This is a genomic window from Haloarcula taiwanensis (assembly GCA_002844335.1).
In the GTDB taxonomy this organism is placed as follows: domain Archaea; phylum Halobacteriota; class Halobacteria; order Halobacteriales; family Haloarculaceae; genus Haloarcula; species Haloarcula taiwanensis.
The window spans coordinates 1,000,263-1,013,796 of the sequence record CP019154.1 but is presented as its reverse complement, the minus strand read 5'-3'; the positions used below and the strand labels follow the sequence as shown (position 1 = coordinate 1,013,796).

General features: G+C 64.5%; 14 protein-coding genes. 3 read left to right on the top strand and 11 right to left on the bottom strand.

The window, feature by feature from the left end; translation table 11 throughout:
- Positions 1 to 50: 50 nt before the first annotated feature.
- From BVU17_05290 to BVU17_05280, 3 genes are all read left to right on the top strand, one after another.
- Positions 51 to 500 carry a hypothetical protein gene (locus tag BVU17_05290; GenBank protein ID AUG46966.1) on the top strand — a complete coding sequence of 150 codons (450 nt, stop codon included), beginning with the start codon at positions 51 to 53 and terminating at the stop codon, positions 498 to 500.
- 259 nt (positions 501 to 759) lie between these two features.
- On the top strand, positions 760 to 1,542 hold the full coding sequence (locus BVU17_05285; GenBank protein AUG46965.1) for an aldolase: 783 nt from the start codon (positions 760 to 762) through the stop codon (positions 1,540 to 1,542).
- A 3-nt stretch (positions 1,543 to 1,545) separates the two neighbouring features.
- Positions 1,546 to 2,673, top strand: a complete 1,128-nt coding sequence (locus BVU17_05280; GenBank protein ID AUG46964.1) for a hypothetical protein — start codon at positions 1,546 to 1,548, stop codon at positions 2,671 to 2,673.
- A 40-nt stretch (positions 2,674 to 2,713) separates the two neighbouring features.
- Here BVU17_05280 and BVU17_05275 read toward each other — a convergent pair whose 3' ends face one another.
- The 11 genes from BVU17_05275 to BVU17_05225 form a co-directional block, all read right to left on the bottom strand.
- Complete coding sequence (locus tag BVU17_05275; GenBank protein AUG46963.1) at positions 2,714 to 3,622, bottom strand: 1-phosphofructokinase; 909 nt, start codon at positions 3,620 to 3,622, stop codon at positions 2,714 to 2,716.
- Positions 3,619 to 4,380: a DeoR family transcriptional regulator gene (locus BVU17_05270; protein AUG46962.1), complete on the bottom strand. Its 762-nt coding sequence runs from the start codon at positions 4,378 to 4,380 to the stop codon at positions 3,619 to 3,621. Before BVU17_05270 ends, BVU17_05275 begins: the two co-directional genes overlap by 4 nt.
- 88 nt (positions 4,381 to 4,468) lie before the next feature.
- Complete coding sequence (locus BVU17_05265) at positions 4,469 to 5,452, bottom strand: isocitrate dehydrogenase (protein ID AUG46961.1); 984 nt, start codon at positions 5,450 to 5,452, stop codon at positions 4,469 to 4,471.
- A gap of 387 nt (positions 5,453 to 5,839) precedes the next feature.
- Complete coding sequence (locus BVU17_05260; GenBank protein AUG46960.1) at positions 5,840 to 6,601, bottom strand: HTR-like protein; 762 nt, start codon at positions 6,599 to 6,601, stop codon at positions 5,840 to 5,842.
- A 93-nt stretch (positions 6,602 to 6,694) separates the two neighbouring features.
- Complete coding sequence (locus tag BVU17_05255; GenBank protein ID AUG46959.1) at positions 6,695 to 7,435, bottom strand: hypothetical protein; 741 nt, start codon at positions 7,433 to 7,435, stop codon at positions 6,695 to 6,697.
- A 174-nt stretch (positions 7,436 to 7,609) separates the two neighbouring features.
- Positions 7,610 to 8,254 carry a 3-isopropylmalate dehydratase small subunit gene (locus BVU17_05250; GenBank protein AUG46958.1) on the bottom strand — a complete coding sequence of 215 codons (645 nt, stop codon included), beginning with the start codon at positions 8,252 to 8,254 and terminating at the stop codon, positions 7,610 to 7,612.
- On the bottom strand, positions 8,251 to 9,672 hold the full coding sequence (locus BVU17_05245) for a 3-isopropylmalate dehydratase large subunit (protein ID AUG46957.1): 1,422 nt from the start codon (positions 9,670 to 9,672) through the stop codon (positions 8,251 to 8,253). Before BVU17_05245 ends, BVU17_05250 begins: the two co-directional genes overlap by 4 nt.
- Complete coding sequence (locus BVU17_05240; protein AUG46956.1) at positions 9,669 to 9,935, bottom strand: hypothetical protein; 267 nt, start codon at positions 9,933 to 9,935, stop codon at positions 9,669 to 9,671. The genes BVU17_05245 and BVU17_05240 overlap by 4 nt, the downstream gene beginning before the upstream one ends.
- A complete protein-coding gene (locus BVU17_05235) occupies positions 9,928 to 10,959 on the bottom strand; it encodes a ketol-acid reductoisomerase (GenBank protein AUG46955.1) in 1,032 nt (343 codons plus the stop codon). Before BVU17_05235 ends, BVU17_05240 begins: the two co-directional genes overlap by 8 nt.
- Complete coding sequence (locus tag BVU17_05230) at positions 10,952 to 11,539, bottom strand: acetolactate synthase small subunit (protein AUG46954.1); 588 nt, start codon at positions 11,537 to 11,539, stop codon at positions 10,952 to 10,954. Before BVU17_05230 ends, BVU17_05235 begins: the two co-directional genes overlap by 8 nt.
- A gap of 14 nt (positions 11,540 to 11,553) precedes the next feature.
- Positions 11,554 to 13,311 carry an acetolactate synthase, large subunit, biosynthetic type gene (locus tag BVU17_05225; GenBank protein ID AUG46953.1) on the bottom strand — a complete coding sequence of 586 codons (1,758 nt, stop codon included), beginning with the start codon at positions 13,309 to 13,311 and terminating at the stop codon, positions 11,554 to 11,556.
- Positions 13,312 to 13,534 lie beyond the last annotated feature (223 nt).

Below are 13,534 nucleotides of genomic sequence, written 5' to 3'. Positions count from 1 at the left end.
ACTGCACGGAGCGGGAAACGCTCATACCGTCGGCCCGCAAACACCAGTCCATGAGTGACTCAGACTGGACCGACCGTATCGCCGGCGAACGGATGGCGGTCGACCAGCAGTTCAACGAACAGGTCAAAGCGTCGTCGTTCTCCAGCCAGCAGTGGGGGCTGGTGATGACTGCCGTCGAGTTCGAGATCGAGAACCCGGAGGACCCGGACGCCGCTCGAATCGTCGCCGATACGTCGAAACTCTCCAGCGTCATGCCGGAGATGGAACGGGTCGCCAACCAGGGACCGATGGCCGGTCCCGGGGGCGACCAGTCCGGGAATTCGGGCGGCGGCCTCCTCTCTGGCGTCAAGGACGCGCTTGGACTGGGCGGGTCCGGTGGCGGGGACAAGCAACAGAAAGAAGAGGCGGCCCGGCTCGCACAGGCGTACGCTGAGCAACTACAGGAGAAACTGGAGTCGAACGGGCGCTGGAAGTCTGTCTGCGAGCAGGCACAGGGTTAGTCGCCGCTGTGAAACAGTGTTAGCTCCTCGGCCTCGTAGATGTTGATAAGTTCCGTCACGATGTCGTCGTACGACTCGTCCTCGACACGAAGGTCATCGAGGCGCTCCACTGTCTCGGCATCCAGTTCCACGGATGGCATATCTGAACCTTTCAGTGGAACACACTTAATTCCCGCCCACAATCAAAAACAAACGCGAACAGTAGTAACAAATCAGAACCGAAAACGGTTAATGGTCGTTCTCGGTAGAAACACGACACATGCGACCACTGGGTGACTCACCGCTTGTACGGAACGACAAGACGCTCGTGCTGGCCCACGACCACGGACTGGAACACGGTCCCAAGCAGTTCAGCGGCGTCGAGGAGCGCCTCGACCCGCGTGAGGTGTTCGAGATGGCGACCCACGACGCCGTGACGGCGCTAGCTGTCGGGAAGGGCCTCGCCGAAACGTACTACCCGAGCTACGAGGACGACGTGAACCTGCTGGCGAAGCTCAACGGCGGCTCGGACCTCTGGATGGGTGACCCGTACTCGCCCCAGAACTGGTCGGTCGAGTACGCCGCCGAACTCGGTGCCGACGCCGTCGGCTACACCATTTATCCGGGCGTCAACCGCGAGACCGACATGTTCGAGGACTTCCGCCCGGTGCAGGAAAACGCCCGCGACCACGACCTGCCCATCGCCATGTGGTCGTACCCACGCGGACAGGCCATCAAGGAGCACCGCAGTCCCTCGACCATCGCCTACGCGGCCCGTATCGGGCTGGAACTGGGCGCTGACTTCACGAAGGTGAAATACCCCCGCGACAAGGAAGCGATGGCCCACGCCGTCCGCTCGGCGGCCGACAACCGCGTCCTGCTCTCCGGCGGGTCGAAGACTTCCGACCGCGACTTCCTCGAACTCGTCGAGGACTGCATGGACGTCGGCGTCGCCGGCCTCGCCGTCGGCCGCAACGTCTGGCAGCGCGACGACCCCTACGACATCCTCGACAAGCTCGAAGGCGTCATCTTCGAGGACGCGACCGCCGACGACGTCCTGTAGGCCATGGACGAGGAGACGCGCCGAGCCGTCGCCGCGGCGGACGAGGCGTTGCCTTACAGCGACGCGCTCCCCGACACTATCGACACCGGCCGGGTCGTCTTCGGCTTCGACGGCTACCTCGACCGCGTCCGGGAGGTCGTCGCCGACCGCATCGACCCCGAGAGCCACGAGCGCCTCGCCACGCTGGAGGGCTTCGGCGACCGCATCGACCGGTCCGTCGCCGCCGACAGTTCGCTTTCCTTCGAGTGGCTCCAGCAGGGCAACCGGACCGGCGGCCACACCAGCCACCTCGCGCGGGCCTTCGGCGGCTGGTCGTTCGACCCGGTGATGGTCGGGATGTACGGCGACCCGGTCCACGAGGCCTTCGAGTCGGAGTTCGGCGACTACGAACTCCACTCGCTTGGCGAACCCGGCGTCACCGACGCCGTCGAGTTCGACGACGGGAAGCTCATGCTCACCGAAATCGGCGACACGATGACGCTGGACTGGGCCGAACTCGACGCGGCCTTCGGCCACGACCGACTGGCTGAGACGCTGGACGGCGCGAGCCTGTTAGGGACCGGCTACTGGTCGGAGACGCCGGACCTGCCGACGGTCTTCGACGGTCTGCGCGACCTCTGGGGCGACATCGACGACCCGCCGGGGACGGTGCTGGTCGACCCCGGCGACGTACGCAAACTCGACGCCGACCGCCTGCGGGCCGGACGCGAGGCCATCGGCCGACTGGACGAGGTGACCGACGTGGTGGTCACCTCGAACCGCGCCGAGACGGGCGTGCTCGCCGACGCCTACGCCGGCGAGGCCGACCGCTCCTTCGAGGCGGCCGCCGAGGCCGTCGCGGAGGCGCTGGAGCCGACCTGGTTCGTCGGCCACGGCGTCGAACGCTCCGTCGTCGTCTCGGAGACGGGCACCGACAGCGTGGCCGTCCCCGCCGTCTCTGACCCGGAACTGACGACCAGCTCCGGCGACCACTTCAACGCCGGGCTCGGCCTCGCCCGCATCGCCGGCCTCCCGTCCGCCGCCGCCGTCGTCGTCGGCAACGCCGTCGCCGGATACTTTGTTCGGACCGCCGACCAGCCGTCGCTGGCCGACGTGCGCGCGTTCGTCGACGACTACCTCGAGAAGTTCTGAGCGCCCCGCTTGGAGTTCTATTTCTGCGCGAAGCCCCGTCTTAGAGCCGCCGTACCGTCACACCGTCTCGGAGCGAGTCGATATCCGCTAGGTCGGGGACGGCCGTTCCGGCCCGCTGGACGACCTGCGCGGAGACGGCCACGCCGGTCCGGAGCGCCGTCTCGTCGTCCGCGCCGGCCTCCCAGGCGCTCAGGACGCCCGAGAGGAGCGCGTCGCCGGCCCCGACGGTGTCGACGACGTCGACGTCGAGCGCCTCGGCGTACAGACGGCCCGCGTCGCCGACGAGGACCGCGCCGTCCGGGCCGAGTGAGGCCAGCACGCGGTCGAAGCCCCGCTCACGGAACGTGTCCGCCGCGTCCGCACACCCCTCGACGGTGGACACGTCGGCCCCGGTCGCGTCGCCGAGTTCGGCGCGGTTGGGCTTGCAGAGCCCGTACTGGGCGTCGAGGGCCCGGAGCACGTCGCCGCCGGTGTCGACGACGGTCTCCCAGTCGCCGCCGGCCGCGATGCGGTCGATGGCCTCGGGGGACAGCCCCGGCGGCAGGCTCCCACCGACGAGCACGCGGTCGGGAGACTGCGCTCGCACCCGTTCGAGCAGCGAGTCGGCGACAGCCTCCTCGACGGTCGGCCCGGCCTGGTTCAGTTTGTACTCCTCCGCGGCCGCGATGGCGGTGGTGTTGAGCCGGGTTATCCCGTCTACGTCGACGAAGGCCGTCTCGACGCCGTCGCCCTGCAGCGTCTCCCGGATGAACGAGCCGGTGAACCCGCCCAGCAGTCCCGTCGCGACGCAGGGCCGGTCCATCGCGGTGAGCAGTTGCGCGGCGTTGATACCCTTCCCGCCCGCGTCGAACTGCGCGCTGTCGGCCCGCATGACGCGGTCGGGGGCCATCTGTTCCTCGAACTGGACTGTCTGGTCGACTGCAGGGTTGTAGGTGACGGTGACAATCATGTGCTGACCTCCTCAACGGGCACGTCGGCGTCTGCGAGCGCTGTGGCGAGTGCCCCCGACGGGCTGGCGTCGGTGACGAGCAAATCGACCTGGTCCAGGTCGGCGAAACTGACGAAGCTCCGGTCGCCGAACTTCGACGCGTCGGCGACCAGCACGACCCTGCGGGCGCGTTCGACCATCAGTTCCTTGACGGCCGCCTCGTCCTCGTTTGGCGTCGACAGCCCGGCGGCGCTGTCGAGGGCGTTGGTCCCCAGGAACAGCAGGTCGAAGTTCATCCGCTCGATGGCGCGCTCGGCCGTCGGGCCGACGAGCGCACGGGTTCGGGGCCGCAGACTGCCACCGGTGAGTTTGGCGTCAACGTCCCGTTCGGCCAGTTCTGTCGCGAGGTCCGGCATGTTCGTCGCCGCGACATAATCACTGTCCGGAACCGCACGGGCCACTTCCATTGTCGTCGAACCCGCGTCGAAACAGACGACCTGTCCCTCCCGGACCTCCTGCGCGGCTCGCTCCGCAATCGCTTGTTTCTCGGCGTAGTGGTCGACCTCACGCTGGCCGTAGGGTCGTTCGGTGCCGACAGAGGACGCCGGTACCGCGCCGCCGTGGGATCGCTCGATCCGGCCTTCGGATTCCAAATCCCGGAGGTCGCGGCGTATCGTCGCCTTCGAGAACTCCAGTTCCGCGGCCAGCTCCGACACTGAACAGCCGTCTCGCTCTGTCACCAACTGGACGATAGTGCGCTTTCGCTCGGCCGGGAGCATTCTTTCGGGCGTGATTGTTTCGCTTCGGTTTTACCTCTTTCTATTGGACCGTGCTTGTTTCTGCCCAGATAGAACGCGAGAAAACTGCTTACAGTTCGTCGATAACCGCGGCGGTTACGTCCGCAGTAGACGCGTCGCCGCCCAGATCCGGCGTTCGAGGGCCTGAGTCGAGCACGGACTCGACAGCCGTTCGGACTGCATCGCCCTGTTCGTCGTAGCCGAGGTGGTCGAGCAACATCGCTGCGGAGAGAATCATCGCTGACGGGTTAGCGATGCTCTCACCAGCGATATCGGGCGCGGAGCCGTGAACCGGCTCGAACAGCGCGTTCTCCTCGCCGATGTTGGCCGACGGCAGCAGGCCGAGGCCGCCGACGAGGCCCGCAGCAAGGTCCGACAGCATGTCGCCGGCGAGGTTCGGACAGATGACGACGCCGTAGTCCTGAGGGTTCATCACGAGGTGCATCGCCAGCGCGTCCATCAGCGCGGTGTCGTAGGACGCCCCCCGGTCGTCGCCGACCGCCGAGGCCGCATCGAGGAACAGGCCGTCGGTGGTGCGCATGACGTTGGCCTTGTGGGCGATAGTCACATCGTCGTAGTCGTTTTGCTTCGCGTAGCTGAAGCCGTACTCGGCGATTTTCTCCGAGGCGTCCTCAGTGATGACACGCGTGCAGGTGGTGACGCCGTCGGCGATTTCGCTCTCGATGCCCTTGTAGACGCCCTCGGTATTCTCCCGGATGAACACGATGTCGGTGTCGGGCTGGACGGCGTCTAGACCAGGATACGAACGGGCTGGGCGGACGTTGGCGAACGAGCCGACAACCTGCCGGAGCGGCAAGATTACGTCGGCCGCCGTCTCACCGGCCGCGCCGAACAGCGTCGCGTCGGCGTCAGCCGCCAAGTCACGCGTCTCCTGCGGGAGCGCCTCGCCGGTTGCTTCCTTCACTGCGTCGCCGGCCTCGCCCTCAATAAAGTCGAAGTCGACGGTATCGATGGCCTCCAGCACTTCCACCGCAGCGGGTGTGACCTCCTGTCCGATTCCATCGCCGGGAATAACGGCTATCTCGTGTGTCATGGCGGGAGGGACGTACCCGCCCGGTGAAAGTGGTTCGGTTCCAACTATCTCCTGCGAATCGCCGGTGCACCACATGCGAGTGACCGGTTCGCGCTATCGGCGCGGCAGCGAAGAAAACGACAGACAGTGGACACGCTCAGGGGAATGGCACGGGTGACCAGCGGACGACGTGAGCGTGTGGAGGGCCGAAGCGAATCAGGGGTGATCGCTGGCGACCCGTGCGCAACTGTTCGTAGCGATGGTGGCTATGTATGTTCTATCTCAATACTACGAACACAGTTGATACTATGTATACTAACAATACAATCTGTGCTACTGGTGTACGCCATGGACTGAGACAGACTACCAGAGTCATCTACGAATACGGTCCTCGCAACCGCCCGCCAGCTATCGGTACAGCATCGCCTGCGCGACCTTCTCACCGCGGTAGTAGCCGGGTGCGGTGGCAACTGTCGCTGTCTTCGTCTCTCCTTCGACGGTCACCACGCGGTACTCCCGTTCCGGAACCGAGATGTCCTCACGCATCAGCCGCTGGAACCGCTTTCTAGCCGCCTCCCGGTCGTCGGGGTGGAGAAAGTCGCTCGCCTTCTTCCCAGCAATCTCGGTGAAGGAATCCGCATCGAGAAATGCGACGGCCGCCTCGTTAGCGTACAGAGCTTCCCAGTTATGATCAAAGAGGAGGATCGGGATCGGTGCAGTGTCGACGAGATTGTGGTATCTGTCTTCCGTGCGCCGCACCGCGGTTTCGGCTCGACTGCTCCGGACCGCGTTCCTGACCCGGTTTGCCAGCACGGTGTACTGCTCTGTCCCGGTCCCCTTCTGGAGGTAATCGGTGACCCCGGCCGAAATCGCTCGGCTTGCGATTTCTTCCGAGCCCTTGCCGGTAAACAGGAGAAACGGGAGTCCGGGATAGTCGTCTCTGACCAGTTCGAGAAAGTCCAGCCCGTCCTTTTGCGGCATATCGTAGTCACTGACGACGCAATCGACCCGGGCGTCCTGAAGCACTGTCAGCGCGTCATCAACGCTCGTCGCGGTCTCAACGGAGAACGCGTCGTCTTCCCGTTCGAGGAACTCCGAGACGATATCGGCGAAGCCGGAATCGTCGTCAACGTGGAGCACTCTGATGTTATCTATCGAGAAGTGGTCCATGCGGGCGTCTCCCAACTGTATGCAGGTATCGTGTGAAACCACGAAAGCGTTGGGTTGTATTTTAGATGGTATGACAATCGAGACAACAGAAGCTCAGAGCTTGTGTCGGAACGCGTGGAGGACGTTCTCTCCGGTCTCGGTCAGTTCCACCTGCTTCGTCCGACCGACATCGTTGACCTCAATGTAGCCGTCTTCGACCAGCGGGTCGACGATGTTGGCGTTCAACAGCGCGAACTTCGCTTTCTCGTTTGCCGGGTCCGCATCGTCGATGAACGAAAGCCGGGCGTCCTCAGCGAACCCGATGAGGTCCGATTTCTTTGCCGTGTACTTGTCTGTATTTGTCCGCGTGAGATAGTCCAGCACTGCGACCTGGTCACGGGAAATGGCTTCGATGGGGTACGAGGGGAGGACCTCCGCGCGGTCCATCCCGCGTGTGAGAGGCTTCGCTGAAATCGGTGGGACGTGTTCTTCTGGGTGGACGTAGTAGGCCGTCGCCGCTGTGGCCATACATGCGATTGCGCTCCCGATAGCTGCCACCTTGGGTCCTGTAGAGACGTTGACGCGTACGATGTCCTCGGGATGGTCGGCGGTCAGTGTCGTGACCTCGGCCAGCACATCATACAGGTCGTGTAAATCTGTTTGTCGTAGTTCGACGCTGACACCGTCGGCGTCCAGTTCTTCGATAAGTGCTTGCTGATACGGTGTCAACCGTGACAGCTCCGGCGTCGCCGTGAGGAGGTATACGTCGTCAGCGTTGTGCTGGTGAATCGGCTCGGTGACCCGGTCGCGTTCGTGTCCCAGCGGCGCGATGTGTATCTCCCGAATCTGATCCATGCGGGAAGAACGCGCCCCGCACAGCTATTGGTCTTGCCATCTCCAAGGGAGAAATCGACAGAGGCCGACGGTAGTAGCTGCCCTCCGCGATCTGGATATCGGCGCTTCAAAATGAGCGCACTGCGCGCACGGCTCTGCCGTCCGCACAAACCGAGGTCACAAAGTGACCTCGCGTCAATCGTCCGCTTCGATATCCGACCGCGTCTGATCGAGGTACGGCAACTGCGAGGCTGTCTCCTCGATAGCGTTCTTGTTAGCCTTCATCAGCGCCGTCGTGTCCCAGTTGCCCTCGACGAGCGCCTCGCGCTGGGCGCGGTCAACGCTGACGTTGATCTCGTTGTCGCCGTAGGTGACAGTCTCCGCTCGCACGTCAACCTCAATCTCGCCGTCGGGGTTGTCATCAACCCACTGCTGGAGCGCGTTGATCGTCTCGTGGTCGGCGGTGACCGTCGGGATGCCGAGCGCGAGACAGTTCCCGGCGAAAATCTCTGCGAAGCCCTCGCCGATGATGGCGTCGATGCCCCAACGCATCAGGGCCTGTGGCGCGTGTTCGCGGGAGGAGCCACAGCCGAAGTTGTTGTTGACGACCATCACGTTCGAGTCCTGAAACCGCTCCTCGTTGAACGGGTGGTCCTTCTCGTTGTCCTCGTCGTCGAACCGCAGGTCGAAGAAGGCGAACTCGCCCAGCCCGTCGAAGGTGACGACCTTCATGAACCGCGCCGGGATGATCTGATCCGTGTCGATGTCGTTCCCGCGAATCGGGATGCCGGAACCCTCGACGTAATCGACCGACGGGATGTCCTCAGTGGGGTCGCTCACGCTAAATTCACCTCCTTCAGTTCGCGCACGTCAGAGACCTCGCCAGTGATGGCCGCGGCGGCCACCATCCGGGGGTTCATCAGGACCGTGCGGCCGTCCTTGCTGCCCTGCCGACCGACGAAGTTCCGGTTGGAGGAAGAGGCACAGGCCTCGTCGCCCTCCAGTTGGTCCTCGTTCATGCCCAGGCACATCGAACAGCCGGCGTTTCGCCACTCGAAGCCGGCCTTCTCAAAGATGTCCTTGAGCCCTTCTTCCTCGGCGGCGCGCTGGACGCGCTGGCTGCCGGGGACGACGAACGCGCGCACGTCGTCGGCGACTTCTCGGCCCTTGACGATGCGAGCCGCGCGTCGCAGGTCGGGGAGTCGAGCGTTCGTACAGGAGCCGAGGAAGGCCACGTCAATGTCGTAGCCTTCCATGGTCTCGCCGGGCTCGACGCGCATGTGCTCCTGAGCGCGGCGGGCGGTGTCGACCTTGTCGTCGGCCAGCGACTCGGGTTCCGGAATCGGGTCGTCGATGCCGATGCCCTGGCCGGGTGTGGTTCCCCAGGTGACGACCGGGTCCAGTTCGCTGGCGTCGATTTCGACGACGTCGTCGTATTCGGCGTCGTCGTCCGAGCGGATGGACTCCCAGTACGGCTTGAGTTCCTCGAACTTCTCGGGGTGCTCCTGGAAGTAGTCCGTCTGCTCCAGCCACTCGTAGGTGGTCTCGTCGGGGTTGACGTAGCCCGCGCGAGCGCCGCCCTCGATGGACATGTTACAGATGGACATCCGCCCCTCCATGTCGAGGTTCTCGATGGTCTCGCCGGCGTACTCGTACACGTAGCCGACGCCACCCTCGGTGCCGAGCCGGCGGATGATTTCGAGGATGATGTCCTTGGCCTCGACGCCCTCGTCGAGTTCGCCGGAGACCTCTATCTTGCGGACCTTCTGTTTCTCCATCGCGATGGTCTGGGTGGCCAGCACGTCCCGAATCTGGCTGGTCCCGATACCAAAGGCGAGCGCACCGAAGGCACCATGAGTCGATGTGTGGCTGTCGCCACAGACGATAGTCTTGCCGGGCTGGGTGATGCCCTGCTCCGGGCCGATGACGTGGACGATCCCCTGATCGCCCGTCGTCGGGTCGGAAAACTGGATGCCGGCGTCGCGGACGTTCTCTTCGAGTTCGGCCATCATCGTCTCGGCCGCGTCGTCGCTGTAGGGCCGGTCCTGGTTCGCGGTTGGGACGATGTGGTCAACTGTCGCGTGGGTCAGGTCCGGGCGCGCGACTTCGAGGCCGCGCTCTTTGAGCATACCAAAGGCCTGCGGGCTGGTGACCTCATGAATGAGGTGCAGCCCGACGAACAGTTGGTCCTGACCGTTCGGCAGGGTTGTGACCTTGTGCTGGTCCCATACCTTGTCGTACAGCGTTCCCGAACTCATACTGTCTCGTCCCGTCCTTCAGTTCCGCGCTCGTACGCGCGGGTGACACCCTCGTCGGGAGCTTCGTGGTCGATGTCTTCCATCGTCTCGTCAGTCTCCTCCTCCGCATCGCGTTCGCCGCCGTCGGCAGCCACAACCGGGCCGCGGCGGAACACCGCGCCGAAGGTCCCGTTCGTCTCGGGGTGGGTGTGCTCGATGCTGCCCATCGTTGTGCGCGATTCGCTCTGTTCGCCGTCCGTCGTATCCGTGCGTTCGTTAGTCATCTGCTGGAGCTTCTGTCTTCTCTGCGTCGGCGTCCTCGCCCCACGCGAACAGTTCGCGCAGGTTCTCGCCGACGGCTTCGATCTGGTGGTTCTGTTCTGCGTCGCGATACTGCTTGTAGGCGGGTCGGTTGGCCTGGTTCTCGTTGATCCACTCGCGGGCGAACTCGCCGTTTTGGACCTCTTCGAGAATCTTCTCCATGCCATCGCGGTCGATGACTTCCTCGCCGCGGGTCAACCCACCGTACTCGGCGGTGTCGGAGACGGAGTTCCACATGCCCATGTGGCCGCCCTCGTACATCAGGTCGACAATGAGCTTGAGTTCGTTCAGACACTCGAAGTAGGCCATCTCCGGGGCGTAGCCGGCATCGACCAGCGTCTCGAAGCCGGCCTTGACCATCTCGGTGACGCCGCCACAGAGGACGGCCTGCTCGCCGAAGAGGTCCGTCTCGACCTCCTCCTGGAAGGACGTCTCGATGACCCCGGCGCGAGTGCAGCCGATGCCCTTGGCGTAGGCCAGGGACTCCTCCTTGGCGTTGCCGGTCGCGTCCTGATACACTGCGATGAGACCCGGCGTTCCCTCGCCGCGCTCGTAGGTCCGGCGCACGAGGTGGCCGGGGGACTTCGGCGCGACCATCGTCACGTCCACGTCCTCCGGCGGTTCGATCTGGCCGTAGTGGATGTTGAAGCCGTGGGCGAACTGGAGCGTGTCGCCGGCGTCGAGTTCGTCCTCGATGGCCTCGTACACGGCCGGCTGAATCGTGTCGGGGACGAGCATCACGACGCGGTCTGCCTCACCGGCGGCCACGTCGGGGGTCTCGACCCGGAGGCCGGCGTCCTCGGCGTCGGCCCAGGAAGACGAATCCTCCCGGAGACCGACGATTACGTCTACGCCGGACTCGTGGAGGTTCAGCGCGTGGGCGTGGCCCTGCGACCCGTATCCCAGCACGGCTACGGTCTCGTCGTCGATAGTCGATACGTCAGCGTCCTCGTCGTAATAGACTGTTGTGGTAAGTTCGTCAGACATCTTTCTCTAATGTTTTCGGGCCGCGTTCCAGTGCGGCGGCCCCGGTTCGCACAATCTCCTGCACGTCGAACTGCTTGAACGCCTCGATGGCGGCGTCGATCTTCTGCTTGCTGCCCGTAATCTCGACGGTGACAGAGTCGGTCGACGCGTCGACGGCCTGCCCGTTGTACATGTCGGCGACGGCGTTGACGTCGTCGGGCTTCTCGCCGCTGACTTTCACCAGCGCGAGCTCCCGGCGGACGGCCTCGCCTTCGAGTTCCCTGACCGAGATGACGGGAACGAGCTTCCGCAGTTGCTTTTTCGCCTGGTCGATCCCCGGGTCCGGCTCCTCGATGAGGATCGTCATCCGGGCTGTGTCCTCGTCGACTGTTGGCCCGACGGTGAGACTTTCGATGTTGAACTGCCGCCGGCTGAACAGCGCCGACACCTCCGACAGCACGCCCGGTCGGTGTTTGACCAGCGCGGACAGCACCGCCTGGCGCGGTTCGTGTGTCACTTCGGCCTCGGGGTCGACGCGGATTCCCTGCGTGTTGCGTCGGCCCTTCGGGCGCATCCGTTCGTCCGGCGCGGGGCCTGGCATTCCTCCAGTCATTGTTAGATCATGTCCAGATGGTCTTCGTTGAGCGCGAACAGGCCGTTGTCACCGCCGCTGGGGACCATCGGGAAGACGTTCTCCCCGGGGTCGATATGGGCGTCGATGACGCTCGGGCCGTCGTAGTCGCGTGCTTCCTGTATCGTCTCCTCGACGTTCTCGTAGGATTCGAGCGTGAACCCGCGTGCGCCGAAGGCCTCAGCGAGCTTGTCGAACTGCGGAATCCACGGGTACTCCGAGGCCATCCGGCGGCCCTCGTAGAAGCCGTCCTGCCACTGCCGGACCATCCCGACCGCCTCATTGTTGAGGACGACGTAGGTGATGTCCAGTTGCTCTCGAACGGCGACGGAAAGGCCCTGGACAGTCATCAGGAACGAGCCGTCGCCGTCGAAGCAGACGACCTCCTGGTCCGGGGCGGCGAGTTTCGCGCCGATAGCGGCGGGCACGCCGTACCCCATCGTCCCGAGACCATGCGAAGACACCCACGTGCGGGGTTCGGTGTACTCCCAGAACTGGGAGGCCCACATCTGGTGCTGGCCGACGCCGGTACAGACGATGGTGTCGTCAGGTGTCACGTCCGAGAAGCGCTCGACGACGTACTGCGGCTTCAACGGCTCGTCGTCGGGCGTGTCGTACTCCATCGGGTACTCGTCTTTCCAGGTCTGGCACTGGTCGCGCCACTCGTCGGCGTCCGGTGCGCGCGGCATCGCATCGAACAGCTGCCGCAGCACGTTCCGGGCGTCCCCGATGAGTGGGTAGTCAGCGTAGACGTTTTTGCTGATTTCGGCGGGGTCGATGTCGACGTGGATGACCTCCGCGTCGGGGGCGAAGGAGTCGACGCCCCCGGTCAGGCGGTCGTCGAAGCGCGTCCCGATAGCCAGCATGCAGTCGGTGTTGCTAATCGCCATGTTGGCGTAGCCGGTGCCGTGCATCCCGGCCCATTCGAGCGAGAGTTCGTGGTCTTCGGGGAAGGAGCCGATACCGGGCATCGTCGTGATGACCGGAATCTCGTACTCCGTGGCGAACTCACGGAGCGCGCTCGACGCGTTCGCCTTGATGACGCCGCCGCCCGAGAGGATGACCGGGCGGTCGGCAGCGGCCAGTGCCTCTGCGGCTTCCTGGACGTTCTCGTCGTCGGCTTCCTCGGGCACCTCGTAGGTCTCCGGCGTCTCCGGCGTGCCGGGTTCGACCTCGGTCTCGCCCTGGGTCACGTCCTTCGGAAGGTCGACCAGCGTCGGTCCCTGCCGGCCGGCATCGGCAAGCGCAAACGCTTCGCTGACATCGTCGCCGACTGTATCGGAGTCGGCGGCGAAGTAGCTCTCCTTCGTGATGGGCTGGGTGATGCCGACCGTGTCCGTCTCCTGGAAGGCGTCGTTGCCGACGAACTCCGTCGGGACCTGGCCGGTCAGTGCGATGACCGGGTCCGAATCCATGTTGGCGTCGGCGATGCCGGTCACGAGGTTCGTCGCGCCGGGCCCGGACGTGGCGAAACAGACGCCGGGGTCGCCGGTGACGATGCCGTACGCGTCTGCCGCGTGTGAGGCCCCCTGTTCGTGGGCCATCGTGACGTGGTTGATGTCTGAGTCGTACAGCGCGTCGTAGACGGGCATGATCGCGCCGCCCTGAACGCCGAAGACGTAGTCTGTCCCGGCGTTTTCAAGCGCACGGATGACCGATTGTGCGCCCGTTGTGACCGGTTCCGGTTCGGTTTCTGGCTCCGTGTCGTCCTCTTCCTTGGGGACGGATGCGCGTTCGCTCATCGTGTTAGCCCTCCATCTGTTCGTGTTCGGGGTCGATACCGCGGTGATGTGTGTGCTGCGTGCATGACTGATGACTCTGTGGTGGTATGACGAATCGATTCGGCCGGGGGTGAAAAGGTGAAGAGAGGGGCTATAGTGCCCCTACAATACGCACGCCGAGAATAGCGGTCGCGGTGCTGGCGGGGGTTCGAACCTGTTGTCCAGCAGCCGCGGTCATCACACC